The organism is Streptomyces auratus (assembly GCF_050433025.1).
GTDB lineage: Bacteria > Actinomycetota > Actinomycetes > Streptomycetales > Streptomycetaceae > Streptomyces > Streptomyces sioyaensis.
The window spans coordinates 195,982-221,051 of the sequence record NZ_JBNGCB010000003.1; the positions used below are offsets into that span (position 1 = coordinate 195,982).

Below are 25,070 nucleotides of genomic sequence, written 5' to 3' on the forward strand. Positions count from 1 at the left end.
ACGACTTTCCGGCGTACGGCGAACGGCGGGTTCCGCTTCCCCCGCCACGGCAGATGCCGCATGACACGCTGACGCATACGGGCGCCGCGGCGCCGGCGCAAGCCACAGGTGCGACGGCCACGATGGCACCCGTGGCGACGGCTTCCGCCACGGCGACGGCTGCCCGCCCGCCCGCCGATTCCCCCGCCGCGGGCGGTACTTCGCAGGCCCGGACCCGGCACCGCGCCGCGGGCCGTAGTGGCAGCCGTGCGAAGAATGAGGCCACGGCCGAGGCCAAGGCGAAGCCGCGCGATGCCTTTTTCGACAATGCGAAGTACCTGGCCATTGTGCTGGTGGCGATGGGGCACTCCTGGGAGCCGCTGCGGGACGGCAGCCGGTCCGCGGCGGCGCTCTACATCACCGTGTATGCCTTTCATATGCCGGCGTTCATCATCATCTCCGGCTATTTCTCGCGCAGTTTCGATATGCGCAAGGACCGGTTGCAGCGGCTGATTACCGGAGTCGCCGTTCCCTACATCCTCTTCGAAGTCGCCTACACGCTCTTCAAGAGGTGGGCGGACGACGATCCGGGATATCCGATCAGTCTCACGGACCCCTGGTATTTGACCTGGTTCCTGGCAGCGCTGTTCATCTGGCGGCTGACCACCCCGCTGTGGAAGATCGTGCGCTGGCCGGTCCCGCTGGCGCTGGCCATCGCCGTGCTCGCATCCATCTCACCCGACATCGGTGACGACCTGGACCTCCAGCGGGTGCTGCAGTTCCTGCCGTTCTTCGTGATCGGGCTGTCGCTGCGGCCGGAACACTTCAGGCTGGTACGCCGCAAGAAGGCGCGGATCCTGGCCGTGCCGGTCTTCGCCGCCGCGCTGGTCTTCGCGTACTGGGCGGCGCCGCGGATGAACGCCGCGTGGTTCTACCACCGCGATGCCGCGCAGGAACTCGCCGCCCCGTGGTGGAGCGGCGCGGTGATGACGCTGGCCATGTTCGGCTGCTCGCTGGTGCTCGTGGCCTGCTTCTTCGCCTGGATCCCGGGCCGCACGATGTGGTGCACGGCGCTGGGCGCGGGGACGCTGTACGGCTATCTGCTGCACGGCTTCCTGGCCAAGGGCTCGCGCTTCTGGAACTGGTACGACAACCCGTGGATGCACACGCCCTGGGGCGCGGTACTCCTGACGCTCATCGCGGGCACGGTCATCACCCTGCTGTGCACCCCACCCGTGCAGCGGATGTTCCGGTGGGCCATGGAGCCCAAGATGACCTGGGCGTTCAAGAAGGACCCGGTGGGGATGGCCCGCAGCCGGAACTGAGCGGACGCGGTCGGGCACCGAGCGCGGGGACACCGCGGGGGTCCCTGACGGAAGCGCACGCCTGTGACGGAACGTGCGTCTGTAACGGAACGCCGCTGCGCCCGGCATGCGTCTGAGAACCACAGCGTCAGGGGCGCTCGCTCCACCGGAGGACCGGTGGGGCGGGCGCCTCTGGTGTGTGTGCGGGGCGGACGGGGTGGACGTCGCCGCTACCGGACGTCGCCGCTACCGGACGACGGCGATGCCCTCGATCTCGACCAGTGCCGCCTCGTCCCACAGACGGGTGGTGCCGATCACGGCCATCGCCGGATAGTCGCTGCCGACCAGGCGCTTCCACACCTGGCCGAGGTCGCGGGCATGCCGGCGGTAGTCGGCGACATCGACGGCGAAGACGGTGAGCTTGGCGAGGTCGGCCGGGCCGGCGCCGGCGGCCGCCGCGACCTCCAAGAGGTTGGTCAGCGCCCGCTCGAACTGCTCCACGATGCCGTCCCCGACGATCCTGCCCGCTCCGTCGAGCGCGGTCTGCCCGGCGAGAAAGACCATGGTGCCCGAGGCGGCGCGCACGGCATGGCTGAAGCCGGTCGGCGGCGCGAGATGCGGGGGGTTGATGCGCGCCAGCCCGTCGCGCCGCGCGTCCGCATCCCCGCCGTGCGCGCCGTTCCCGCCTGTCGCGCCGTGGTCGCCGTTCTCGGTCGTCATCGCTGCTCCCGCGCTCGTCCCGGCCTCTTCATGCCTTCCGCGGGCCCCCGTTCGCCGTCAATGCGACCCGCCTCCCAGGGATTCAAGCGTCTCCGGCTCATGCCCGTCCAGCGTTCCCTGCGCACCGTAGGGCCGGAAACGCACGAACGCCGCCTCATGGTGGAACGGATTCGCCCGGTGCTCCCTGACGGTTTCCTTGTGCTCGGGGAGTGCGGCCCCGTACGCGTACCGGCGCATCGCCGACGTGCTCCGCCAGAGGGAGAAGGTGCCGACGAAGCGGGGCGGTCGGGCCACGGCGACCGAAGCGAGCAGCGAGGGGTCGGCCGCGGCCCGGCCGGCGGTCCGGGAATTGGCCCGCAGGAACGGCAGCGCGCGACGCAGTCGCAACCGCCCCAGGGTGAGGACGGCGACCGGTCCGTCCTCCTCGTCCCGCGCGGCACCGGGGTCGATCTCCACCGGCAGCGCAGGCCAGGCTCCGGATATCCGGAGCGGCTGCAGCCGCACCCGCCAGCCGTCGGCCAGCCGTCGCGCCAGCGGGTCCTCGGCGAGGAAGCGGTCGAGCGCGGCATCGTCCTCCCACGCGGCGAGCAGCGTGGCCCGGCCGGGACGCAGCCGGGGCGGGCCGGCTGCGATGAGGCCGGTGAGTGCGGTCTGGGCCCAGCGCAGGCCGGGTGTCCCGTCCGGCCGTGGGCACGTACGGAGGACGCTGCGTACGGAGCGGACACCGATATCTGCGACATGGACGGAAACGATCACGGCAGGTCCCCCGTTCCTCGATGTTACTGATGCGTGTACCACTTGGTACACGACCTAGTATGCTTCATTGGAGAGGCAAGGGCGACCCGAAAACACCGGCCGGAACAAGCCAGATCGCAGGGGTGGGAGCGCATGAACGAGATCGACCGGAGCCGCGCCGCGCGAGCCGCGGCCAGGACCCGTATCGAGGACACCGCGGCCCGGCTGTTCGCGGAGCGCGGCTTCGCGGGCACGACCATCGGGGAGATCGCGGCCGAAGCGGGCCTGAGCAAGCCGATGCTCTACCGCCACTTCGACTCCAAACAGGAGCTGCACCTCGCCCTGTTGGAGCGGCACCGCGATGAGCTGGCCGCCGCCCCGATCGGTGAACTCCTGCACGGCGAGGGCGATCTGGACGGGAGGCTGACAGCGATGTACGACGCCTGGTTCGCGCATGTGCAGAGCCATCCGTACACCTGGCGCATGATGTTCCGGGACACCACCGGGGACGCCGAAGTGCAGGCCTTCCACCAGGAGCTGCAAGGCAGACAGCGGGAGACGGACATGGCGCTGCTGCGCGAGTTCGTCCCCGGCATCCCCGAGGCCGAACTGGAGCCGCTCGGCGAGGCGATCCGCAGCGCGCTGTACGGCCTCGCCCTGTGGTGGCTGGAGCGCCCCGACCGCCCGCGCGAGCCCCTGGTCGCCGCGATGGTGCGGCTCACCCGTGGCCTGATCGCCACGGTCGGCCACCCGGACGGCACGGGCCCGGGCGACCGGACGCCCTGACCGGACGCTCTGACCGGGTGCGCTAAGACGCCGGATGCAACGCCGCCCGCAGATGCCCCGTCCAGTGCGCCGCCATCTCCCGCGCGAGCCGCGTCCGCGGTGCGTGCAGCTCGAAGCCGTGCCAGGCTCCGGGCACATTGCGGACGGTGACCTGCACCCCCGCGTCCATCAGACGCCGCGCATACGCCAGTCCCGGGTCCCGCAGCGGATCGAGATCGCAGACCAGGACATAGGCCGGCGGCAGCCCCGTGAGGTCCTCGGCGCGGGCCGCCGCGGCGTAGACGCCCGCCGCGGCCCCCTCCGGCAGATAGTGCTGCCACGACGCACGCATCGTGCGGAGGCTGTTGACCCACGGAGCCGGTGCGTTTTCGGCATCCGCCGGGACCGGCTCCTCGGCGATGCGGTCATCGAGGTCCGGTACGCACATCGACTGGTAAGCGAGGGCCGGTCCGCCGCGGTCGCGGGACATCAGGGCCACCGCCGCGCTCAGCCCGCCGCCCGCGGATTTCCCGGTGACGGCGATCCGTTCGGGGTCGATGCCGAGCTCGGCCGCCCGCTGTGCGGTCCACTCCAGCGCGCGATAGCAGTCCTCCACACCCGCCGGACAGCGGTGCTCGGGCGCGAGACGGTATTCGACGGTGACGGTCACCGCGGGCAGCGCCCGGCAGAGATCGATGGCCGTCTTGTCCTGCCCCGGCAGGGCGCGGCCGATGGCGTACCCGCCGCCGTGGAAGTGCAGTACGGCGGGCAGCGCGCCGGGAGGCGAGGAGCCCTCGGCGACCTCGGGACGGTAGACCTCGACCGTCAGGGCGCTGCCGTCCTCCCGCGGGATGTCGTACCGCCGGCTGCGCACCCCGGTGCGGTCGGCCGGGGTCGCGGCCAGCAGCTCCCCGAACCGCTCACGGGTCGCCGCGATGTCCTGGAAGGGATCGGCATACGGCGGCAAGGCGTCCAGAAAGGGGGCGAGTTCAGGATGGACGGTTATTCCCGGCGGGAAGGGCACAGGGAGCCTCCGGTGGTCGCGTCAGGGGCCATGCATTCTGCTCACACCGCACCCTCCCTGCCATGACCGACACTCTCCCCGCCGGCGCCCGCGCTCACTTCGCGTCCGCATAGCACTCCACCACCGCCGTGGTGAACGGGAAGCGCACGGGGGTGTCCCCGAACGCGATCCGCCCCGCCGCCGCGGCCGCCGCCGCGATCGCCCCGGACACGGTCGCCGCCTCCTCGGCGGGGCAGTGCACGATCACCTCGTCGTGCTGGAAGAAGACCAACTCGGCGCGGAGCCCGCCCTCCGACAGCGCCCGGCGCAGCGCCGCCAGCACCAGCAACGCCCAGTCGGCGGCGCTGCCCTGGACGACGAAATTACGGGTGAACCGGCCGCGGGCGCGGGCGGCGGCCGAGCCCGTGCGGTACCCCGGCGCCTGCTCCTCCTCCTGGGGCAGCCCCGCCTCGTCTGGCGGTGCCACGGACACCGGCGGGCAGGTGCGCCCCATCCAGGTGCGCACCAGCCGGCCCTCCTCGCCCGCGCGTGCCGCCTCGTCCACATACGCCACCGCGGCCGGATAGCGGCGGCGCAGATCGGCCATGTGCTTGAGGGCGTCGCCGGAGGTCTGGCCGTAAATGGCGCCCAGCAGGGCGAGTTTGGCCCGGTCGCGGTCGCCGCCGAACGCCCGGGCCGCCAGATCCGCGTACAGATCCTCGCCGCTGCCGGCCACCTCCATCAGGCCCCGGTCGCGGGAGACGGCCGCCAGCACCCGGGGCTCCATCTGGTCGGCGTCGGCGACCACCAGTCGCCACCCCGGATCGGCGCGCACGGCCTGCCGGACCACCTTGGGGATCTGGAGTGCGCCGCCGCCGTTGGTGGTCCACCGGCCGGAGACCGTGCCGCCGGGCAGATACTCGGGGCGGAAACGGCCGTCGTGCACCCACTGCTGGAGCCACGACCAGCCATGGGCGGTGTGCAGACGGTAGAGCGTCTTGTACGCCAACAACGGCGCCACCGCCGGATGATCGATCCGCTGGAGCTCCCACTTGCGGGTCGAGGTGAGGGAGATCCCGGCGCGGGCAAAGGCCTTGACGATGTCCTGGGGAAGATCCGGACGCACCCGCGCGTCCGTGCCGAACGCCCGGGACACCTCGTCGGCCAGCTCCGCCATCCTCCGCGGCTCCAGCCCGCCGGGATAGCGCTCGCCCAGCAGCCGGTCGAGCAGTTCGCGGTGCACATCCGCCCGCCAGGGCACCCCGGCCCGCCCCATTTCCGAGGCGACCAGCATGCCCGCGGACTCGGCGGCGAGCAGCAGCCGCATCCGCTCCGGATGCTCCGCCTTCTCCGTGCGCGCCACCTGGCCGGCATAGACCTCCAGCAGCGCGGCGAGCTCGTCCGTGCCGGGCGGCAGCGGCACCGCGCCCGGCTCGAACAGGGACGGCTGGGTCTGCGCCGTACGGGCGGGCCCGTCCTGCGGTACGGGCAGGCCGTGCAGCCGCGCCCAGGCAGCGGCCAGGGAACGCGGCTGGCCGTACTGCCCCTCCTCATGGCCGATCAGCAGCGCCTCCGCGGCCTCCACGTCATAGCAGCGCTCGACCCGCACCCCCGCCGCCAGCAGCGGCCGGTAGATCTCCGCGGTGGACCGCCACACCCACCGCTCGACCTCGGGACGGCTGCGCACGGCCGCGGCGAGCGAGGACTCCTGCAACACCGGCCCCGCGGCCCGCCCGTCCGGAGCGAGCGGGCAGAGACGAGCACCCCCGTCGCCCGTCTCCACCACCGCCCATCTCATGCCCCTGAGTCTTGCACCAGGGTCTGACAATGGCCCTGACCAGCACGAACGACATGCGCCCGAGCGGACGTCGCCGCGGCCGCCGGCGGCACCGCCCATTCCGCACGGCATCGGCCGGCAAGGGCACACGACACCACCGACAACCGCCGTGTGGCACCCGGAGATTGGCGCGAGGTGCAAGGATGAGGAACTCGGTGACACACCGAATTTCTTTGGATCAATGAGTCACGCATTCACCCGAATGACTCGCTACTTTCCCCCTGTTGATGCGTTGAGCAGCTTGTCGCGCAAAGCGGCGCATCACAGATATCTGCTTGCTGCTCAGTGAAGAGGTTCACCGTGAAGTTTGTCTCCAAGGCCGCTGTCCTGTCCGCCGCCGCGGGCTTTGCCGTTGTGGGCGGGGCAGGTGTGGCCAGCGCCTACGGCGGTGCCGGCGCCGCGGGCGTGGCCCAGAACTCGCCCGGCATTGTCTCCGGCAACCTCATTCAGGTCCCGATCGACCTGCCGCTCAACATCTGCGGCAACACCGTCAACGCCGGCGCGCTGCTGAACCCGGCTTTCGGCAACACCTGCGTCAACCTCTGACCACCGTACGGTGCTTGAGGCCCGGCCTGCGCGCGGGCGGGGCCTCTCGGCGGCAAAAGGCCGGTACGCATTCCGTACCGGCCTTTCGTATGCCGTAAAGGCCCCGATCACGCAACGCGGCTCAGCGTCAATGATATGTGTCTATTGGTTTCGTGGCATTCGGGTGAAACGGCGAAACCGCTCCCTCAGAAGGGAGTTGACCAGTGCGCTCCGGATACGGGCACTCCGCTTCGAGAAGGGTAAATCGTGATCAAGAAGGTCCTGGCCACGACGGCTGTAGCCGCGTCCGTCGTTGGAATCTCGGCGACTGCCGCCCCGCAGGCCATGGCGATCGGGAACCACAACGGCACGTCCACGGTCAACGGGAACGGCGTCAAGAGCGCGTTCGGCAACTCCACCACCGTGGGCCGGATGAGCCCGCAGCTGGAGCTCATCCAGGGCTCGCTGAACAAGCCCTGCCTCGCTCTGGGCAAGGTGGACGCCCAGATCCTGGCCGGGGCCGCCCCGATCGCGCTGCAGGACATCAACGTGCTGTCCAGCTCGCAGAACCAGCAGTGCACCGAAAACTCGACTCAGGCAAAGGGCGACGACCCGCTGTCGCACATCCTCAGCGACATCCCGATCCTGTCGGGCAACGGCGTCGGCAACCACTGAGCCGGCCATCGGTCGCAGGCCCGGACCGCCGGCTCTCCTTTCCAGAGCGGTCCGGGGCCTGCGGTACCCCGTTACGAACCGTAGGGACGGAATTTCTCGATCCCCCTTTCGGTAGGAATTCGTATTCGGCGGATACCTCGTCTGTTCGAACTCCGGTGTTTTTTCCGCGTCGTATGCGCGGTGGCAATCTCTCGAATCGGTCGTGCATCCTTCGGGCGATTCCTCCGAAAACCTCCGGGCAAGAGTTTCGTCCACGAGGGCAAATCGTTACCAATATCGGCAGCGGCGTTACGGGCGAGCAGCCCGTGCGACACGACGGTCGTGTGCGCTACGGACCCGCTGCAAGGAAGGGCAGAAAGTGAAGTACGCAAAGGTCGCAGCAGTCACTGCCGGCACGCTCATGGCGGTGGGCTCGGCAGCACCGGCGTTCGCCGACGCGGGGGCCGCAGGGGGCGCCAAGAACTCTCCCGGAATCCTCTCCGGCAACGCCATCCAGGTTCCGATTCACGTTCCGATCAACCTGTGCGGCAACACCATCAACATCGTTGCTCTGCTGAACCCGGCGTTCGGCAACACCTGCCTGAACCACTGACTCGAAGGAATTCGAGCCGTGTCGATGTGACCCGGCCCCGGTGCACGGTCCCCTGTGCACCGGGGCCGGTTGCCCTTCATTTCCGGTGGGCATCCGCATAACCCCTCTAATTTTCGGGCGGATCAGCCGAGAAGGGTGGAACTTCAGGGTTTCCCCGGACGAAGGAACTCGTTAGTCACGCTGAAAGCGGTGATCCGATCAGCGACGTGATTGCTCACGTGGCGCTGATGTCGCGGGACCGTCAAGCACCGCCCGAGAAGGGATAGTTGAAGTGAAGTACGCAAAGTCTGCTGCGGTTGTCGCCGGTTCCGTCATGGCACTGGGGGTCGCCGCGCCCGCTTTCGCCGCCCAGCCCGGCGCTCCGACCATGAGCCTCAACGGCGGGCTGACCGATGCCCTGAGCGACAAGCAGCTGGACGGCCACCAGCTCACTCCGCTGCTCAATACGGTCAAGGCCACGGAGGGCAAGGTCAGGTCGACCAACGCGAAGAAGCTGCTCCGTGGCGTCTCCGGGACGGCCAAGAAGACTCCGCTGCTCGGTGGGCTGCCGCTCAAGTAATGCTGGGGCGGGTGGCATTAACCGCTGGAGTGCGGGTCTCGGAGCTGCCCGGCCCTGGAGCGGCGACGGGTGTGGAATTCCCAGCCCATAGCCGCGTCAGGTGATTTCGATGCGGATATCGAGATGTCGCGGTACGTGGCTGCGGATTCAGGTGCCCGGAGCCGCGCCACGCCTCGGCCGTTTCTCCTTCCGAGCGTCGGCGCCCAGTCGTGAAGCCGAGCGGCGAAAACGGCTCAGGGCGCGGCTGTTTGAGTGAATGGCAACAACCAAAATCCTCCCTGTGAGTTGGGCAGATTGCCCGGCCCAAGGGCATCCCGAAACACGAAGGACCAAAATGATCAAGAAGGCTCTGGCGACCACGGCCGCGGCTGCGTCCATTGTCGGCGTGGGCGCCGCTGCCGCCCCCGATGCGATGGCGATCGGCAACCAGCACGGGACGTCCACCGTCAACGGCAACGGCGCTACGCAGTTCTACGGGAACTCGACCACGTACGGTTACATGAGCCCGCAGATCGGCCTGATCCAGGGCTCGCTGAACAAGCCCTGCATCGCTGTGGGCAAGGTGCCGGTCCAGGCTCTCGGCGGGGCGGTCCCGATCGCGCTGCAGGACATCAATGTGCTGTCCAGCTCGCAGAACCAGCAGTGCACCGAGAACTCGACCCAGGCAAAGGGCGACGACCCGCTGTCGCACATTCTGGACAACATCCCGATCCTCTCCGGCAACGGCGTCCACAACCACTGACCGGCCGCGAACGACCCGGGCCGCCCGGTCCTCCTTCTTCCGGGCGGCCCGGGTTTCCGCTGTCCGGCTCCGGAGCGGAAATGTTATTCGCTCGTGACTGAACTCCGGTGAACCGGATCGTTAGGAATGGTGTGTGGAGGGAAGCTGCCAATGCCCTTGTGGGATTGATGGGGCTGCCGGGGCATTGGCATGCCGTCCGTAATGAAGCAGGGCCTGCGAATCCGTTCATCGGTATCGCAGGCCCTGCGGCATGTAAAGGGAATTGACGTACCGGACCGACAAGTCGCACTGCCGCTATGCGAATTGGGGCGTCGTCGGCCGCCGCAACGGCGGTGCTGTCTTTGCGGGAGATTCATGCCGGCTATTCGGGTGATGGTGCAGAACTCAAGCCGGTATGGCGGGTTGTTCAAACAGGGCTCCCGTGTCGGGAGTTTCTTCTCCTGAAGGGTTTTCGTGATGAACAAGATGATCGCGGGCGCGGCAGTGGTGGCGTCGTTGGTCGGCACTTCCGCCATGGCCGCTCCGCAGGCCATGGCGATCGGTGACCAGCACGGCACCAGGACGGTCAACGGAAACGGGGGGTCGTCGGTCTTCGGCAACTCGACCACGCGCGGCGACCTGAGCACGCAGCTCGGGCTCATCCAGGGCTCGCTGAACAAGCCTTGCCTCGGTCTGGGCAAGCTGGATCTCCAGATCTTCGCCGGCGCGCTGCCGATCGCGGCGCAGGACATCAACGCGCTGTCCAGCTCGCAGAACCAGCAGTGCACCGAGCAGTCGACTCAGGCCAAGGGCGACGACCCGCTGTCGCACATCGTCGACGACATCCCGATCCTCTCCGGGAACGGTGTCGGCAACGGCTGACGGCCAACGACCCAGCCGCATCACCGCTTGTGTCTCGGGCGGTCGGCGCCGCGTATGCGCTGCCGACCGCCCGGTCGTGTGAGCGGCACTGGGAGAGCGGCGGGCGGCGGTCCGTGCGCCATGACCGCGGAGGAAGGGCGAGAGAGGAAGGACGAGAGATGCGACAGAGCCTGAAGGCGTGCGTGTTCGTAGTGGCGGCGTCGGGCGTGCTCGGCGCGAGCTGCAGCGCGGCGTACGCGGATGCCGGCGCCGGAGGGAGCACGACGAACTCTCCCGGGGTGCTGTCCGGGAACAACATCCAGGTGACCGTGGACACCCCGGTCAATGCGTGTGGCAATTCGGTGAATGCGGGCGCGGCGCTCAACCCGGCATTCGGCAACGGGTGCGGGAACGGTGCGCCGCCCCTTCAGCAACCGCCTCCGGAGCAGCGGCCTCGCGTGGCCCCGCGGCCTCCAAACGCGGAGGGCGCCCCGGGGGTGCACTGGACGACCGCGGGGCCGGCGAAGCACGCGGAGCCGGTGCAGCGCCCGGGTCCGGAACGGGCCGAGCGCCCTGCCCCGGTGCCGGCACCGGTGGCGCATGCCCCCAGGCCCGCCCCGCGCCCCGCACCGGACGCCCGCGTGGATGAGGTGGAGCGGGCCGGGTCCTCGGCGGGATCAGCGCTGCTGGCCGCCACCGGGCCCGGTGCGCTGAGCGCGCTGGCAGGTACGGGCGGTGGGCTGCTGCTCGGCGGGGTGCTGCTGCTGCGCAGGGCGCGTCCGCGGCGCAGGTGAGGCGGGGCGGCCGCCGGGCGGTGGCCGGGGCTCGGTGGCCCGGCCGAGCGGGTCCGGCGGGCCGCTCGGCCCGCACCGCCCGGTCGTCCCGCACCGCCCGGTCGTCCCGCACCGCCCGGTCGTCCCGCACCGCCCGGTCGTCCCGCACCGCCCGGTCGTCCCGCACCGCCCGGTCGTCCCGCACCGCCCGGTCGTCCCGCACCGCCCGGTCGTCCCGCACCGCCCGCTCGGCCCGCACCGCCGGGTCGTCCCGCACCGCCCGCTCGGCCCGCACCACCTGGTCGAACCGGCCGCCGGCGGGGTCGGACGGTTCGGCCGCCGGCCGTCTTAGCGCTGTCGGCGGGCGATGCCGCGGCCGGCAGCCGGCCTGGGGGCGTACGACGGATTCGTGCGGATCTACGGGTGAGGACCGGGGCCGGTGGTACGGGCAGGGGTGCGCCGTCGCTCATCGGTGGGGAGCCGCAGGCCGCGGGGTATGCGCAGCGGGCCGGGGCCGGAGGGGCCGCGGGCCGTGCCGGGCTCTGCCGCCTCTGGCAAAATGAGGAGGAAGGCCGCAAAAGCCATCGGTCGATGAGGTGGGGACATGCTCATTGCGCTGGCGCAGACGGACTGCGTGCTCGGTGACGTGGAGGCGAATCTCGAGATCGCCCGCGAGCAGATCGAGCAGTCGGCGGCGCAGGGCGCGGACCTCGTCGTCTTTCCCGAACTGAGCCTGCACGGTTACCACTTGGGCGCGCTCAAGCGCGATGAGTCCCTGGAGGCGAACGATCCCCGGCTGCTGGAGCTCAGTACCCTCGGCCCCGATGTGCTGGTCGGCTTCCATGAGCACACCAGTCTGCGGGCGTACAACACGGCGGGGCACTATGCGGACGGTGCCCTGCTGCATGCGCACCGCAAGCTGTACCTCCCCAACTACCTGGCCTGGGAGGAGCGCAAGCACGTCAGCCCGGGGCAGTCGCTGCGGGCGTACGACCTGACGAAGTCCAGGAGCGGCGGCCGGGGCGCGACGCTGGTGTGCAATGACGCCTGGCAGCCGGCGCTGCCGTGGCTGGCGGTGCAGGACGGCGCCGAGGTGCTGTTCGTGCCGACCGCCAGCGCGGCGAGCCTGGATCCGGAGGCGATGGACACCGGGATGTACTGGGACACGCTGCTGTCCTATACGGCGCGGATGCTCCAGTGCTGGGTGGTCTTCGTCAACCGGGTGGGTAATGAGCACGGGGCGGCGTTCTGGGGCGGTTCGCGGGCCGTCGACCCGCGGGGCGCGGTGGTGGCGCAGGCGCCCAAGTGGGAGCCCTCGCTGGTCACCATCGATATCGATCTCTCCGAGGCGCGGCGGCAGCGGCGTGCGGTGCCGCTGGTCGCCGAGGCCCGGCTGGGTCTGATCGACCGCGAGGTGCGGCGGCTGATCGACGAGGGCGGCGATCACTGAGCGCCGCCGGGCCCGGCGTCAGTGGGCGCCGGTGGATTCCTGGCGGGGCGCCTCGGCGGGCGCGTCGTCCTTGAGGGCCTTGGCCTCGGACTTGAGGATGCGCATCGAGCGGCCGAGGCCGCGCGCCATGTCGGGAAGCTTCTGGGAGCCGAAGAGCAGCACGAGCACCGCGACGATCAGGAGTAGGTGCCAGGGCTCGAAGGCGTTGCGGAGCATGGACGCGCTCGCTTTCGTCGGGGCCGGCGGACGTTCTGTCCAGTATGACCCCAACCGCCCGGCCGCCCGGTCCAGGGGGCGCCCCCGGCACCGGACGGCCGGGGCACGGCTACCAGCTGGACTTGCGGACGCCTGGCAGATAGCCCGCGTGCGCCTGGTCGCGCAGCCGTACGCGGGACAGGCCGAAGGCGCGGAAGTAGCCGCGCGGGCGGCCGTCGACGCTGTCGCGGTTGCGTACCCGGGTGGCGCTGGCGTCCCGCGGCTGGCGGGACAGCTCGCGCCGGGCGGCGGTGCGCTCCTCCTCGGGGGTGTGCGCACAGCGGATGACGGCCTTGAGGACGGCCCGCCGGGCCGCGTAGCGGGCCACCGTCGCGCGGCGCTTCTCGTTCTTGGCGATCTTGCTCTGCTTGGCCATCAGACCTTCTCCCCTCGTGCGCGGATACGGGCGACGGCCGCCTCGATCCCGATGACGTCCACGGTCTTGAGGCCCTTGGCGCTCAGGGTGAGCCGGATGTGCCGGCCCTCGCTCTGAAGCCAGTAGCGCTTGCGCTGGATGTTGGGGTCGAAACGGCGCGAGGTGCGCCGGTGCGAGTGGGAGACGGACTTGCCGAAGCCCGGCTTGCGGCCGGTCAGCTGGCAGTGGGCGGACACGGTGCGGTCCTTCCGGTCGGGGCCCCTGGTGCGAGGCTATTGAAAATGGAAACCATTTCCGTATACTACCCGCATGGCTCGCAATGAACTACGCCCGGTCGTCAAGCTCCGGTCCACCGCCGGCACCGGCTACACGTACGTCACCCGCAAGAACCGCCGTAACGACCCCGACCGCCTGGAACTGCGCAAGTACGACCCGGTGGCCGGCCGTCACGTCGCTTTCCGAGAGGAGCGCTGAGGACAGCGATGCAGCCTGGAATCCACCCCGCCTACGGGCCCGTCGTCTTCCGCGACCGGGCCGCCGACTACGCCTTCCTGACCCGCTCGACCGCCACGAGTGACAAGACGGTCGAGTGGGAGGACGGGAACACCTATCCCGTCATCGACGTCGAGATCTCCTCGGCGAGCCACCCCTTCTACACGGGCACCGCCCGGGTGCTGGACACCGCGGGCCGCGTCGAGCGGTTCGAGCGCCGTTACGGCAAGCGGGCCCGCTGATGGAGCGGCTCAACGTCGTGCTGCTCGGCGGCCTGCATACGGAGGCGCGGCAGGCCGCCGTCGAGCGGCTGCTGCGGTCCGTGCCCGGCAGCGTCGCCCTCCACCACGATCTCGGCTCGGCCGTCGAAGGCACCGTGCGGCGCACGGTCCGCGATGCCGGCGGCACGCTCGACACCGCCGACGTACCGCTGGTCAACGACTGTGCGTGCTGTGCGCTGCGCGAGGACCTGGTGCCCGAGCTGGAGCGGCTGGCCGCCGGCCGGACCTGCCGGCTGGCGGTCGTCGAACTGTGGGACTCGGTCGAGCCCAAGGCGATGGCCGAGGTGATCACCTCCTGCGGCAGCGCGAACCTCGCGCTGACCGGGGTGATCACCGCCGTCGACCCGGCACTGCTGCTGCCCTACCTCGGCTGCGGCGACGACCTCGCCGAGGCGGGCCTCGCCGCCGCGGCCTCCGACCAGCGCACGGTCGCCGACACCTGGGCGCGGCAGCTGGAGTACGCCCCGGTGCTGGCGATCGCGGCGGGGGAGGAGGCGGCGGAGCCGGCCGACCTCGCGCTGCTCGCCCAGCTGCATCCGATGGCACACCAAGTGCCCGTCGCATCGGAGGAGTTGGCGGCCGCGGCGACGGCCGGCTTCGATGTGGCGGCGGCCGCGGCGCGCCAGCACCCGGCCTGTGCGCTGCTGCCCCAGGAGGCCGACGCGGACGGCGTCGGCACCCTCGTCTGGCGGCACACCCGCCCCTTCCACCCCGGCCGGCTCTACACCGCGCTGGAGGATCTGACCTGCGCGGCCGCCCGCAGCCGGGGCCGGTTCTGGCTGGCCGACCGCCCGGACACGCTGCTGTCCTGGGACGCGGCCGGCGGTGCGCTGTGCGTGGAGAACGCCGGACCGTGGCTGGCCTCGCTCCCGGACGCGGCCTGGGAACTGGTGCCGCCGATGCGCCGGGCCGCGGCCGCGCTGGACTGGCACCCCGAGCACGGGGACCGCGCCCAGCACCTGGTCTTCACCTCGCCCGGCCTGGACCGCGAGGGCCTGCGGTCCCTGCTGGAGTCGTGTCTGCTCACCGACGCCGAGTACGCGGGCGGCCCGCCGTCCTGGAAGAGCCTGCCGCCCGCCTTCGACGCCCTGCTCGATCCCGTTTCGTAACGCCGGCCACGTCCCCTGTGACGGCCGGTCCGCCCCGCACGGACAAGGAAGTTCTCATGCCCCGTCGGCACGACTCGCGCCGGACGCCCCCGCCGCGCCGCAACCCGCTGGATGCGGCGGGCATCACCTACATCGACTACAAGGACACCGACCTGCTGCGGAAGTTCCTCTCGGACCGCGGCAAGATCCTCCCCCAGCCTTCGGCCGGGAGGTGCCCCCATCGCCGGATCACCCGGGTCAGCGCGCAGCAGCAGCGACAGCTGGCCCGGGCGGTCAAGAACGCCCGGGAGATGGCGCTGCTCCCGTATGCGTCACGGTGACGGCCGCTGTGGCCTGGCACCTGCACCCTGGAACCCGAGGGGCGTGGCACACGTCTCTTCCTCGTCCGTGAGGGGTTCGGCCCCGGTGAGCCGTACCAGGTAGCGACGCACCGGCTCATGGCCGGCGGCCCGTGGGCGAGCGTGGGGGAGCGGCTGGGGGCGGTGCTCGACGAGCGGTGACCGGCTCGGCACCGGCTGTCGTGCACGTGCATCTGCGCATGCATCCGCATGAGAACGGAGCTATGCTCCCGGGCAGTTGACACCATTTATCACCGGGAGACCTCTGTGCCCCACGCATACAACGGCATGGCCGCCACGGATCTCCACGAGGTGACATGGCAGAAGAGCCGGCACAGCAACTCCCAGGGATCCTGTGTGGAGTTCGCCAAGCTGCCCGGGGGTGACATCGCGGTCCGCAACTCCCGCTTCCCGGACGGCCCCGCGCTCATCTACACACCGGCCGAGGTCCAGGCCATGCTGCTCGGCATCAAGGACGGGGAGTTCGACCACCTCGTACGGGACTGAGCGCCCGTACGGGGCTGAGCGCGCGTATGCGACCGGGCGGTGTCGCGGGCCGGGACGGCCCGCGGGCGCGGCCCCGGAGGCGGCGGGGTGCCCGCACACGCCAACCGGGCGCCCGCCGATGGCGGAGCGCCCGGTGTACGGAACGGCTACGGCAGCCGGAAGAGCGCCCACACGATCTTGCCGTGCGAGGCGCCGGCCAGCGGGTGCCAGCCCCAGCTGTCGCTGAAGGAGTCCACCAGATACAGCCCGCGACCCGACTCCGCGGCGGAGTCCGCCTCGCCGGCGACCGGTGAGTCGTCGCTCGGGTCCCGTACGGCGCAGATCAGCCGGGAGGACCAGCGCATCAGATGCAGCCGGGCGGGCGGGGCGGTGTCGTGCTGCTCCGGGGCGGCGAGGATCGCATGCCGCAGGGCATTGGTGACGAGTTCGGAGACCACCAGCGCGACCGAGTCGAAGAGCTCGTCGAGATCCCAGCCCTGCAGGGTCTCGCGGGTGAACGCCCGTGCGCTGCGCACCGATTCATAGCGCGGCGGGAGCGTGCGGGACGCGGATCCGGAGACGGCCAGAGGGTCGACGGGAGGAAAGCCCTGCCATAACGGCTCGAGCATGGTCAAAACCTTGGTCCCCATGCGAGGCACTCCTGGCGTTCGCGGACGTCATGACCCTGGCCGGGCAGCCGGATCTGGCGGATCTGGCGGATCTTTCACGAGCGTGCATGCGTGCGACGCCCATGGTTCCCAATGTCCGAGACAGATGCAAGGGCAGATGCACGTGCACGTGCCGTGATTGCGGGGGCACGCACCGATTCGTTGGGAATTCTTCCGGCTGATTTGTGTGGAGGGCTTGCGGGGGCCTCACACATCCGTAACCGGATGAGCACTCAACGAAGCCCGAACGTGGCAGACTTGCGGCCCTCTGTTGGACGGGGTGGGGTCACAGGAGGGTCTGAGAGGTGTCCGCAAGTGAGTCGAGCGGGTCGGTGGTGCGGCGGATCCTGCTCGGGTCGCAGCTCCGTCGGCTGCGTGAGTCGCGTGGGATAACCCGCGAGGCGGCCGGCTACTCGATCCGTGCGTCCGAATCGAAGATCAGCCGCATGGAGTTGGGCCGCGTGAGCTTCAAGGCACGGGATGTGGAGGATCTGCTCACTCTGTACGGGGTCGGCGACGCGCAGGAGCGTGAGGCGCTGCTGTCCTTGGCCCGGGAAGCGAATGTGGCGGGCTGGTGGCACAGTTACAGCGATGTGCTGCCCGGCTGGTTCCAGACGTATGTCGGTCTGGAAGGAGCCACGTCGTTGCTCCGGGTCTACGAAGTCCAGTTCGTGCACGGGCTGTTGCAGACCGAGAACTACGCCCAGGCGGTCGTCAGACGCGGCATGCCGGACGCCGGTCCGGCAGAGATAGAGCGCCGGGTCGCGCTGCGCATGGAGCGGCAGAAGCTGCTGGTGGCGGAGCGGTCGGCGCAGTTCCACTGTGTGCTGGACGAGGCCGCGCTGCGGCGCCCGTACGGCGAACGCGCGGTGATGCGCGAGCAGCTGAAGCATCTGATCGAGGTGTCCGAGCGCCCCAATGTGCGGCTGCAGGTGATGCCGTTCAGTCTTGGCGGGCACGCGGGCGAGAGCGGCGCCTTCACCATGCTCGGCTTCCAGGAGTCGGGCCTGCCGGACGTGGTGTATCTGGAGCAGCTGACGAGCGCGCTCTACGTGGACAAGCCCGAAGAGGTGGCGCAGTACGGGCGGGTGATGGACCGCCTCCAGGAAGAGGGTCCGAATCCGGCCGAGACCAGGGACCTCCTGCGCGGGCTGCTCCAACTTATGTGACGCGTCGGTAGGATGGCGTGCCATCAGGAGTCAGCACACCCCCCATACGGCGCCCTGAGCGCCCTGTTCTCCAGATCGGGATGGCATGTCCTACTTCGACGAGTTGGCGTATCAGTTCATCGACGGTGAGTGGCGCTCGGGAAGCGGCTCATGGGACATCGTCGACTTCAATCCCTATAACGGCGAGAAGCTGACCTCCATACCCGTGGCCACGGTCGAGGAGATCGACCAGGCCTACCGCGCGGCCGAGCGCGCACAGCGGGCGTGGGGCGCCACCAACCCCTACAGCCGCCGGCTCGTCTTCGAGCGTGCGCTGCGGATCATCGACGACCGTGAGGCGGAGCTGGCCGCGGCGATCGCCGCCGAGGTCGGCGGCACCCTCGCCAAGGTGGGCTTCGAACTCCATCTGGCCAGGGAGTTTCTGCGCGAGGCGATCCAGCTGGCGTTGCGCGCCGAGGGCCGCATCCTCCCTTCGCCGATCGACGGCAAGGAGAACCGCCTCTACCGGCTCCCGGTCGGTGTCGTCGGCGTCATCAGCCCCTTCAACTTCCCCTTTCTGCTGTCGATCAAGTCCGTCGCGCCGGCCCTCGCGCTCGGCAACGCCGTCGTCCTCAAGCCGCACCAGAACACCCCGGTCTGCGGCGGCGGTCTGGTCGCCAGGATCTTCGAGGAGGCCGGGCTGCCGGCGGGCGTGCTCAATGTCGTCGTCACCGATATCGCCGAGATCGGCGATGCGCTCATTGAGCACCCGGTGCCCAAGACCATCTCCTTCACCGGCTCCGAGAAGGTCGGCCGGCATGTCGCGACGGTCGCCGCCGCGCACTTCAAGCACTCCGTGCTGGAACTGGGCGGCAACAGCGCCCTGGTCGTCCTCGACGACGCCGATGTGGACTACGCGGTCGACGCCGCGGTCTTCAGCCGCTTCGTCCACCAGGGCCAGGTCTGCATGGCCGCCAACCGGGTGCTCGTGGACCGCGCCGTGGAGCGGGAGTTCACCGAGAAGTTCGTGGCCAAGGTCCGGTCCCTGAAGGTGGGCGACCCCACCGACCCGCAGACCCATATCGGCCCGCTGATCAACGAGGGCCAGGCCGAGGCCGTCAGCTCGCTGGTGGACCGCGCCGTCGCCGACGGTGCCGCGGCGCTCGTGCACGGCGAGACCCGGGGCACGCTGGTCGGCCCGACCGTGCTGAGCGGCCTTGCGGACGACTCACCGCTGCTCCAGCAGGAGATCTTCGGTCCCGTCGTGCTGCTGGTGCCGTTCGACGGTGACGAGGAGGCGGTGCGCCTCACCAACGCGACGCCGTACGGGCTCAGCGGCGCCGTGCACACCGGTGACATCGAGCGCGGGGTGCAGTTCGCCAAGCGGATCGAGACTGGGATGTTCCACGTCAACGACGCCACGGTGCACGACGAGCCGATCGTGCCCTTCGGCGGGGCGAAGAGCTCCGGTGTCGGCCGGCTGAACGGCGACGCGATGGTGGAGGCCTTCACCACGACCAAGTGGATCTCCATCCAGCACGGGCGGTCGCAGTTCCCGTTCTGAGCGGAGCGCCCCGCGGCGAGCGGCCGCGGAATGCGGACAGAAGTTGACCGCAAGGGCTCCTACCGTGAGTCACGTCGAAAGGCGGACGGCGAAACGGCCGGCCGCCGAGGGATGTCATGTCACGAAAGGCGGAGCCCATGCCCACTTACGTACCTGCCGAGGCACACGGCGACGAGGCCGGCGCGCTGCTGGCCGTCCTGGAGGCTCAGCGCGGCGGGCTGCGGCGGGCGGTCCTGGGGCTGACCGACGACCAGGCGAACGAGCGGCCGAGCGCCAGTGAGCTGTCGCTGGCCGGGCTGGTCAAACATGTCGCGCAGACCGAGCAGAGCTGGCTGGAGAACGCGCAGGAGCGGCCGCACTCCATCGAGCGGACCCAGGACACTTGGCACCTGAGCTTCCAGCTCGAAGACGGCGAGACGCTGGCCGGCGTGCTGACGTTCTGGGACGGCGTCGCGCGGCGGACCGAGGAGTTCATCCGCTCCGTACCGAGCCTGAACGACACCTTCCGGCTGCCCGAGGCGCCGTGGTACCCGCCGCAGGCCCGGCAGTCGATGCGCTGGCTGATGCTGCACCTGATCGAGGAGATGGCCCGGCACGCCGGTCACGCCGACATCCTCCGCGAGTCCCTGGACGGGAAGACGGCCTTTGTGCTGGTGGACGAGGAGCGGGCGGCGCGGCAGGGGTAGCCCGGCGCCCTGCCGGGGCCCTCTAGGCTGACGGTGGGGGCGCGAGGATAGAGGAGACGATGTCGGCGATCCGGCTGCTGGTCCTGGGCGCCGTGCGGCAGCACGGCCGGGCGCACGGCTATCAGGTGCGCAATGACCTGGAGTACTGGGGCGCCGACGAGTGGTCCCACGCCAAGCCGGGCTCGATCTACCACGCGCTCAAGCAGATGGCCCGGCAAGGGCTGCTGCTGGCCCATGACATCGCGCCCAGCACCGCCGGCGGCCCGCCGCGTACCGAGTACGAGCTGACCGCGGCGGGCGAGGCGGAGTACTTCTCCCTGCTGCGCGCCGCGCTCTCCCGGCACGACCAGAAGGTCGACATGCTCAGCGCGGGCATCGGCTTCGTCGTCGATCTGCCGCGGGACGAGGCGGTGGCGCTGCTCAGGGAGCGGGTGCGGGCGCTGGAGGAGTGGCGGAGCACGGTCACCGAGTACTACACGCCCGAGGGCGGGCCGGGGCAGCTCGGCCACATCGGCGAGATCATGCGGATGTGGCTGCACTCCTCGGACAGCGGCGCCGAATGGACCCGCGGGCTGATCGAGCGGATCGAGGGCGGGGCGTACGTCTTCGCCGGTGAAGGGGAGCCGTTCGTGGGCGTATTGGCGGACGGGGAGGAGAACCCGTACGCGAGGAAGGACGCGGCGTCGGACGAGGGCCGTGACCAGGGTCCGGACGCGGCCGGGGACGAGAGCGAGGGCGGCGCCGCCCCCGCGCACTGAGGGCGGGCCCCCGTGCCCTCAGTGGTGGAACGCCGTGGCCACGTTCTCCGGGCGCTGCATCGGGCCCGACTGCTCCCGGAGTTCGGTCAGCAGCTGCTCCAGGTCCGCGAGGAACAGATCGGCGAGGTCCATGGAGAAGCCGTTGCGGCAGACCACCCGGAGGACGGACAGGTCCTCGCGGTTCGGGGGGAAGGTGTAGGCGGGCAGCAGCCAGCCGCGTTCCCGCATCCGCCGGGACACGTCGAAGACGTCGAAGGCGGTGACGTGGTCCGCGGTGGTGAAGGCGAAGACCGGCAGCTGGTCGCCCCGGGTGAGCATCCTGAAGTCGCCCAGCGCGCCGATCCGTTCGGCCATCGAGCAGGCCACGTCGCGGGTCGCCTGCTGTACGGCACGGAAGCCCGCGCGGCCGAGGCGCAGAAAGGTGTAGTACTGCGCGGCGACCTGGGCGCCGGGCCGGGAGAAGTTGAGGGCGAAGGTCGGCATGTCGCCGCCCAGGTAGTTGACGCGGAAGACCAGCTCCTCCGGCAGCGCCTGCGAATCGCGCCACAGCGCCCAGCCGACGCCCGGGTAGACCAGGCCGTATTTGTGCCCCGAGGTGTTGATGGAGGCGACCCGCGGCAGCCGGAAGTCCCACATCAGCTCCGGGTCGAGGAAGGGCGCGATCATGGCGCCGGATGCGCCGTCCACATGGACCGGGATGTCCCAGCCCCGCTTCTCCTGGACCTCGTCGAGCGCCGCGCAGATGTCGGCCACCGGCTCGTACGACCCGTCGAAGGTCGAGCCGAGGATCGCCACGACGCCGATGGTGTTCTCGTCGCACAGCTCGGCGGCCGAGGCCGCGTCCAGATGGAAGCGGTCGCCCTCCATCGGGACGGTGCGTGCCTCGACCTCCCAGAAGTTGCAGAACTTCTCCCAGCAGACCTGGACGTTGGCGCCCATGATCAGGTTGGGCCGGGCGCTGCCCGGATAACGGTCCTGGTTGCGCTGCATCCAGCGCCGTTTGAAGGCCATCCCGGCGAGCATGCAGGCTTCGCTCGACCCGGTGGTGGAGCAGCCGACGGCGGCCGACGGGTCGGGTGCGTGCCACAGGTCGGAGAGCATGGCCACGCACCGCTTCTCCAGTTCGGCGGTGCGCGGGTACTCGTCCTTGTCGATCATGTTCTTGTCCCGGCACTCCGCCATCAGGACGCCGGCCTGCGGCTCCATCCAGGTCGTGACGAACGTCGCCAGGTTCAGCCGGGAGTTGCCGTCCAGCATCAGCTCGTCGTGCACGAACTGATAGGCGTTGTGCGGGGCGAGCGGGCCGTCGGGCAGGGTGTGCTGCGGGGGTGCGGTCTCCATTCCGGCGATCGGGTCGGCCTCGCCGTAGAAGGGGTTGACCGGGTTCCCGGTCTGCTTGCGGTCGGATGCCGATGCGCCTTTGTGCAGAGTCATGTGGTCGCCACTACCCGTCAACTGGCCGGTGAGAGGCCATGTTTGATGGCCTTGGTGAACTTCACGACGCGCTCCGCCTGGATGCGGGCGGCGGTACGGGCGTCGTCGTCGAGCGGAACGTCCGGGCCGCCGACGTGCGAGGTGCCGTAGGGATTGCCGTCGGCGAACTTCGCCGGGTCGGTGTAGCCCGGCGTCACGAGGATGCCGCCGAAGTGGTGGATGGTGTGGTACAGCGCGAGCAGGGTGGATTCCTGACCGCCGTGCTTGGTGGCGCTCGCGGTGAAGCCGCTGTAGACCTTGTCGGCCAGCCGGCCCTGCTGCCAGAGGCCGCCCATGGTGTCGAGGTACTGCTTGAGCTGCGAGGTCACATTGCCGAAGCGGGTGGGGGTCCCGAAGATCACCGCGTCCGCCCAGAGCACGTCCTCGTGGGCGGCCTCCATGATGTCGGCGGTGGCGGCGGCGTTCGCCGCCCAGGCCGGGTTGGCGTCGATCGCGGTCTGCGGGGCGAGTTCCGCGGTCCGGCGCAGGCGCACATCCGCCCCGGCGTGCTCGGCCGCGTCCGCGATCCGGCGGGCGAGCTCGGCGACGGTGCCGGTCGAGGAGTAGTAGATGACGGCGACCTTGACGTCGTGCACGGGCATGGACGTACCTCCTGAAACCCGACAATAAGGGCATAGGGGGTGCGTGGCCTCCAGGGTTCACCCAGTGGAAGCGGGAGCGGGCGGGCGGCCGCCCCGAAGGACCGCCGCCCGCCCGCTCCCGCGTCGTGCGCGCCGCGCCGGCGCCGGCTCAGCCCGCGCTCGCCAGCGACAGCTTCGCCGCGAAGCCGAGGAACGCCGCCCCGGCGCCCGCCGACAGCCCGGCCGTCAGCCGCTTGCGGCGGCGGAAGGTCGCCGCCAGGAACGTTCCGCTGAAGATGAGGACCGACAGATAGGTGAAGCTGAACAGCTGCGCCCAGGCGCCGAGCGTCAGGAACGACAGCACCGGGTGGGCGTACGACGGGTCCACGAACTGCACGAAGAAGGAGATGAAGAACAAGATCGCCTTCGGGTTGAGCAGACTGACCACCAGCGCCCTGCGGTACGGCCGCTCGACGGCCTCCTTCGGCGCCCGCGGCGTCTCGCCGGGCTCGGCCCGGCGCGCCTCCCGGCCGCGCCACAGCGCCCAGGCGCCGCGCAACATCCCGACCGCCAGCCACGTCAGATAGCCCGCGCCGGCGAACTTGACCACGGCGAACAGCACCGGGCTGGTCTGCAGCAGCGAGGCCACCCCGCCCGCCGACAGCGTCATCAGCACGGTGTCGCCGCACAGCACCCCGGCCGCCGCCCGGTACGCCACCCGCGGGCCGCGTCGGGCCGCCACCGACACGACGTACAGCGAATTCGGGCCCGGCAGCAGAATGATCAGTGCCAGCCCCACCAGATACGTGGACAGATCCGTTATCCCCAGCATGGACGGCAGGATCTCACCCGCGGTCCGCCGCCTCATCGGGTTTCACTATCCGGACGCGCCCCCGGCCCGTACGGCCTTGGACCGGCGCGCTCAGCTCAGCGGAGCGAGTACCACTGCCGTCCCGTAGGCGCACACCTCGGTGCCGACGTCCGCGGCCTCCGTGACATCGAAGCGGAACATCAGCACCGCATTCGCACCCCGCGAGCGAGCCTGCTCCACCAGCCGCTCCATCGCCTGGTTACGGGTCTCGACGAGGGTCTTGGTCAGGCCCCGCAGCTCGCCGCCGATCATCGACTTCAGGCCCGCGCCGATCTGGCTGCCGAGGTGCCGGGAGCGCACCGTCAGGCCGAAGACCTCGCCGATCACCCGTTCCACGTGAAACCCCGGGACGTCGTTGGTCGTCACCACCAGGACGTCGGACTGGGCGTGCTGCCCGCCGCCGTACTCCTCGATGCCCATGCCGCACACCTCCTTGTGGCCAGCATCACCCGGCCCCGGGGGCGCGGCCAGCGGTCGGGGGCCGTCGGGTGGGGGTGCAGGCGCCCGCCTGGAACCACGGCGGGCCGTCCGGCGTTGATAGCTTTGGGCCGCACACGCGCCTCCACCCCGTCGCTTCGCTCGTCGCACCGCACGATCCGGCGCCCTCGACCCAGGAGCCTTCACCCCGTGAATACTCTCGCGCTCGGCCCCCAGTGGCTGGACCCGGACTACCTGATCGCGACCTTCGGCCTGATCGGCGTCCTGGTCATCGTCTTCGCGGAGTCCGGCCTGCTGATCGGCTTCTTCCTGCCGGGTGACGCGCTGCTGTTCACCACGGGCCTGCTGGTGACGACGAACAAGCTGGACCAGCCGCTGGCGCTGGTGTGCTTCCTGGTGGTGCTGGCGGCCGTCATCGGCGACCAGGTGGGCTACCTCTTCGGCCGCAAGGTCGGCCCCTCGCTCTTCAAGCGCCCCGACTCCCGCCTCTTCAAGCAGGAGAACGTCGAGAAGGCGCACGACTTCTTCGAGAAGTACGGCCCCAAGTCGCTGATCCTGGCCCGCTTCGTGCCGATCGTGCGGACCTTCACGCCGATCATCGCCGGTGTGAGCCGGATGAACTACCGCTCCTTCCTCACCTTCAACGTCGTCGGTGGCGTCCTGTGGGGCGCCGGTGTCACGCTGCTCGGCGCCCTGCTGGGCAACGTCGCCTTCGTCCACAAGCACATCGAGCTGATCCTCTTCGCGATCGTGCTGGTGTCCGTGGTGCCGATCGCCGTCGAGTACCTCCGGGCGCGCGGCAAGGCGAAGAAGGAGCCCATGGAGGCCCCCGCGCCGGGCGCCACCCAGGGCGGCACCCCCGCGGAGCCCTCGCGCCGCGGCCGCCACGCCAAGCGCTGACCCCGCGCCCCGACCCGCCGCCGGCCTCCCTGGCGCGCTTCCGCCCCTGCCCCCACCGGGCCCCCGCAGCCTCCGCCAGCCCCCGTATAGCCGCCCCGGGGACTGCTCCCACCAGGCCCGGGGCAGGTGTGAGAGATGAGCTCCCGA

The 25,070-nt window shown here is 70.4% G+C and carries 33 protein-coding genes; 21 read left to right on the forward strand and 12 right to left on the reverse strand.

The window, feature by feature from the left end; translation table 11 throughout:
* Nucleotides 1–122 precede the first annotated feature (122 nt).
* Nucleotides 123–1,304: an acyltransferase family protein gene (locus BKA18_RS20405; RefSeq protein WP_366044137.1), complete on the forward strand. Its 1,182-nt coding sequence runs from the start codon at nt 123–125 to the stop codon at nt 1,302–1,304.
* A 225-nt stretch (nt 1,305–1,529) separates the two neighbouring features.
* Here the strand turns inward: BKA18_RS20405 and BKA18_RS20410 are convergent, their stop codons facing one another.
* Both BKA18_RS20410 and BKA18_RS20415 read right to left on the reverse strand, forming a co-directional pair.
* Entirely contained in the window at nt 1,530–2,003 is a 474-nt protein-coding gene (locus tag BKA18_RS20410) for a RidA family protein (protein WP_366044138.1), read from the reverse strand.
* A gap of 57 nt (nt 2,004–2,060) precedes the next feature.
* On the reverse strand, nt 2,061–2,759 hold the full coding sequence (locus BKA18_RS20415) for a spheroidene monooxygenase (protein ID WP_366044139.1): 699 nt from the start codon (nt 2,757–2,759) through the stop codon (nt 2,061–2,063).
* A 132-nt stretch (nt 2,760–2,891) separates the two neighbouring features.
* Here BKA18_RS20415 and BKA18_RS20420 point away from each other — a divergent pair, with 132 nt between their 5' ends.
* Entirely contained in the window at nt 2,892–3,524 is a 633-nt protein-coding gene (locus BKA18_RS20420) for a TetR/AcrR family transcriptional regulator (protein WP_366044140.1), read from the forward strand.
* Nucleotides 3,525–3,546: 22 nt separating this feature from the next.
* Here BKA18_RS20420 and BKA18_RS20425 read toward each other — a convergent pair whose 3' ends face one another.
* The gene (locus BKA18_RS20425) at nt 3,547–4,527 is read right to left on the reverse strand and encodes an alpha/beta hydrolase (RefSeq protein ID WP_366044141.1); all 981 of its coding nucleotides are present in this window, start codon (nt 4,525–4,527) and stop codon (nt 3,547–3,549) included.
* A 94-nt stretch (nt 4,528–4,621) separates the two neighbouring features.
* On the reverse strand, nt 4,622–6,304 hold the full coding sequence (locus tag BKA18_RS20430; protein ID WP_366044142.1) for a bifunctional 3'-5' exonuclease/DNA polymerase: 1,683 nt from the start codon (nt 6,302–6,304) through the stop codon (nt 4,622–4,624).
* A gap of 339 nt (nt 6,305–6,643) precedes the next feature.
* On the opposite strand from BKA18_RS20430, the gene BKA18_RS20435 reads away from it, so the two are divergent.
* The 9 genes from BKA18_RS20435 (at nt 6,644) to BKA18_RS20475 (ending at nt 12,499) form a co-directional block, all read left to right on the forward strand.
* Nucleotides 6,644–6,889, forward strand: coding sequence for a chaplin (locus BKA18_RS20435; protein ID WP_366044144.1), 246 nt, complete (start codon nt 6,644–6,646; stop codon nt 6,887–6,889).
* A gap of 246 nt (nt 6,890–7,135) precedes the next feature.
* Entirely contained in the window at nt 7,136–7,543 is a 408-nt protein-coding gene (locus BKA18_RS20440; protein WP_006604079.1) for a rodlin, read from the forward strand.
* A 358-nt stretch (nt 7,544–7,901) separates the two neighbouring features.
* Entirely contained in the window at nt 7,902–8,135 is a 234-nt protein-coding gene (locus tag BKA18_RS20445) for a chaplin (RefSeq protein WP_006604078.1), read from the forward strand.
* Between the two features lie 271 nt (nt 8,136–8,406).
* Nucleotides 8,407–8,694, forward strand: coding sequence for a hypothetical protein (locus BKA18_RS20450; protein ID WP_366044145.1), 288 nt, complete (start codon nt 8,407–8,409; stop codon nt 8,692–8,694).
* 334 nt (nt 8,695–9,028) lie between these two features.
* Complete coding sequence (locus BKA18_RS20455; RefSeq protein WP_006604076.1) at nt 9,029–9,436, forward strand: rodlin; 408 nt, start codon at nt 9,029–9,031, stop codon at nt 9,434–9,436.
* Between the two features lie 456 nt (nt 9,437–9,892).
* Nucleotides 9,893–10,297: a rodlin gene (locus tag BKA18_RS20460; protein WP_366044146.1), complete on the forward strand. Its 405-nt coding sequence runs from the start codon at nt 9,893–9,895 to the stop codon at nt 10,295–10,297.
* 158 nt (nt 10,298–10,455) lie between these two features.
* Entirely contained in the window at nt 10,456–11,070 is a 615-nt protein-coding gene (locus BKA18_RS20465) for a chaplin (RefSeq protein ID WP_366044147.1), read from the forward strand.
* Between the two features lie 34 nt (nt 11,071–11,104).
* Nucleotides 11,105–11,401 (forward strand): hypothetical protein, encoded by a 297-nt coding sequence (locus BKA18_RS20470; RefSeq protein ID WP_429638468.1) that lies wholly within the window; start codon nt 11,105–11,107, stop codon nt 11,399–11,401.
* Nucleotides 11,402–11,653: 252 nt separating this feature from the next.
* Nucleotides 11,654–12,499 carry a nitrilase-related carbon-nitrogen hydrolase gene (locus BKA18_RS20475; RefSeq protein WP_006604073.1) on the forward strand — a complete coding sequence of 282 codons (846 nt, stop codon included), beginning with the start codon at nt 11,654–11,656 and terminating at the stop codon, nt 12,497–12,499.
* A gap of 18 nt (nt 12,500–12,517) precedes the next feature.
* On the opposite strand, the gene tatA is transcribed toward BKA18_RS20475, so the two are convergent.
* From tatA to rpmB, 3 genes are all read right to left on the reverse strand, one after another.
* Complete coding sequence (gene tatA / locus BKA18_RS20480) at nt 12,518–12,715, reverse strand: Sec-independent protein translocase subunit TatA (RefSeq protein WP_366044148.1); 198 nt, start codon at nt 12,713–12,715, stop codon at nt 12,518–12,520.
* A 109-nt stretch (nt 12,716–12,824) separates the two neighbouring features.
* Complete coding sequence (gene rpsN, locus BKA18_RS20485) at nt 12,825–13,130, reverse strand: 30S ribosomal protein S14 (protein ID WP_366044149.1); 306 nt, start codon at nt 13,128–13,130, stop codon at nt 12,825–12,827.
* Nucleotides 13,130–13,366, reverse strand: a complete 237-nt coding sequence (gene rpmB, locus BKA18_RS20490; protein ID WP_366044150.1) for a 50S ribosomal protein L28 — start codon at nt 13,364–13,366, stop codon at nt 13,130–13,132. Before rpmB ends, rpsN begins: the two co-directional genes overlap by 1 nt.
* A gap of 73 nt (nt 13,367–13,439) precedes the next feature.
* On the opposite strand from rpmB, the gene rpmG reads away from it, so the two are divergent.
* The 5 genes from rpmG to BKA18_RS20515 all read left to right on the forward strand — a co-directional run bounded on the left by rpmG (nt 13,440) and on the right by BKA18_RS20515 (nt 15,857).
* On the forward strand, nt 13,440–13,604 hold the full coding sequence (rpmG, locus tag BKA18_RS20495; RefSeq protein WP_006604069.1) for a 50S ribosomal protein L33: 165 nt from the start codon (nt 13,440–13,442) through the stop codon (nt 13,602–13,604).
* Between the two features lie 8 nt (nt 13,605–13,612).
* Nucleotides 13,613–13,864, forward strand: coding sequence for a type B 50S ribosomal protein L31 (locus BKA18_RS20500; RefSeq protein WP_129250124.1), 252 nt, complete (start codon nt 13,613–13,615; stop codon nt 13,862–13,864).
* On the forward strand, nt 13,864–15,012 hold the full coding sequence (locus tag BKA18_RS20505; protein WP_366044151.1) for a CobW family GTP-binding protein: 1,149 nt from the start codon (nt 13,864–13,866) through the stop codon (nt 15,010–15,012). The genes BKA18_RS20500 and BKA18_RS20505 overlap by 1 nt, the downstream gene beginning before the upstream one ends.
* 56 nt (nt 15,013–15,068) lie before the next feature.
* The gene (rpsR, locus tag BKA18_RS20510; protein ID WP_366044152.1) at nt 15,069–15,332 is read left to right on the forward strand and encodes a 30S ribosomal protein S18; all 264 of its coding nucleotides are present in this window, start codon (nt 15,069–15,071) and stop codon (nt 15,330–15,332) included.
* A gap of 285 nt (nt 15,333–15,617) precedes the next feature.
* Nucleotides 15,618–15,857 carry a DUF397 domain-containing protein gene (locus tag BKA18_RS20515; RefSeq protein WP_006604067.1) on the forward strand — a complete coding sequence of 80 codons (240 nt, stop codon included), beginning with the start codon at nt 15,618–15,620 and terminating at the stop codon, nt 15,855–15,857.
* A gap of 146 nt (nt 15,858–16,003) precedes the next feature.
* Here BKA18_RS20515 and BKA18_RS20520 read toward each other — a convergent pair whose 3' ends face one another.
* Nucleotides 16,004–16,486 (reverse strand): ATP-binding protein, encoded by a 483-nt coding sequence (locus BKA18_RS20520; protein ID WP_359360234.1) that lies wholly within the window; start codon nt 16,484–16,486, stop codon nt 16,004–16,006.
* Nucleotides 16,487–16,809: 323 nt separating this feature from the next.
* Between BKA18_RS20520 and BKA18_RS20525 the strand changes: the two genes are divergently transcribed.
* From BKA18_RS20525 to BKA18_RS20540, 4 genes are all read left to right on the forward strand, one after another.
* Entirely contained in the window at nt 16,810–17,673 is an 864-nt protein-coding gene (locus BKA18_RS20525) for a helix-turn-helix domain-containing protein (RefSeq protein ID WP_147247734.1), read from the forward strand.
* Nucleotides 17,674–17,758: 85 nt separating this feature from the next.
* Nucleotides 17,759–19,216 (forward strand): aldehyde dehydrogenase family protein, encoded by a 1,458-nt coding sequence (locus BKA18_RS20530; RefSeq protein WP_366044153.1) that lies wholly within the window; start codon nt 17,759–17,761, stop codon nt 19,214–19,216.
* A gap of 137 nt (nt 19,217–19,353) precedes the next feature.
* Nucleotides 19,354–19,902, forward strand: coding sequence for a DinB family protein (locus BKA18_RS20535; protein WP_366044154.1), 549 nt, complete (start codon nt 19,354–19,356; stop codon nt 19,900–19,902).
* A 59-nt stretch (nt 19,903–19,961) separates the two neighbouring features.
* The gene (locus BKA18_RS20540; protein ID WP_366044155.1) at nt 19,962–20,660 is read left to right on the forward strand and encodes a PadR family transcriptional regulator; all 699 of its coding nucleotides are present in this window, start codon (nt 19,962–19,964) and stop codon (nt 20,658–20,660) included.
* An 18-nt stretch (nt 20,661–20,678) separates the two neighbouring features.
* Here BKA18_RS20540 and gad read toward each other — a convergent pair whose 3' ends face one another.
* From gad to BKA18_RS20560, 4 genes are all read right to left on the reverse strand, one after another.
* The gene (gad, locus tag BKA18_RS20545; RefSeq protein ID WP_366044156.1) at nt 20,679–22,094 is read right to left on the reverse strand and encodes a glutamate decarboxylase; all 1,416 of its coding nucleotides are present in this window, start codon (nt 22,092–22,094) and stop codon (nt 20,679–20,681) included.
* A gap of 17 nt (nt 22,095–22,111) precedes the next feature.
* On the reverse strand, nt 22,112–22,735 hold the full coding sequence (gene wrbA, locus BKA18_RS20550) for an NAD(P)H:quinone oxidoreductase (RefSeq protein ID WP_366044157.1): 624 nt from the start codon (nt 22,733–22,735) through the stop codon (nt 22,112–22,114).
* Nucleotides 22,736–22,883: 148 nt separating this feature from the next.
* Nucleotides 22,884–23,546: a leucine efflux protein LeuE gene (gene leuE, locus BKA18_RS20555; protein WP_366044158.1), complete on the reverse strand. Its 663-nt coding sequence runs from the start codon at nt 23,544–23,546 to the stop codon at nt 22,884–22,886.
* Between the two features lie 90 nt (nt 23,547–23,636).
* Nucleotides 23,637–24,005 carry a YbjQ family protein gene (locus BKA18_RS20560; protein WP_006604058.1) on the reverse strand — a complete coding sequence of 123 codons (369 nt, stop codon included), beginning with the start codon at nt 24,003–24,005 and terminating at the stop codon, nt 23,637–23,639.
* 207 nt (nt 24,006–24,212) lie between these two features.
* Here BKA18_RS20560 and BKA18_RS20565 point away from each other — a divergent pair, with 207 nt between their 5' ends.
* On the forward strand, nt 24,213–24,923 hold the full coding sequence (locus BKA18_RS20565) for a DedA family protein (RefSeq protein WP_366044159.1): 711 nt from the start codon (nt 24,213–24,215) through the stop codon (nt 24,921–24,923).
* The last annotated feature ends 147 nt before the right edge of the window (nt 24,924–25,070 follow it).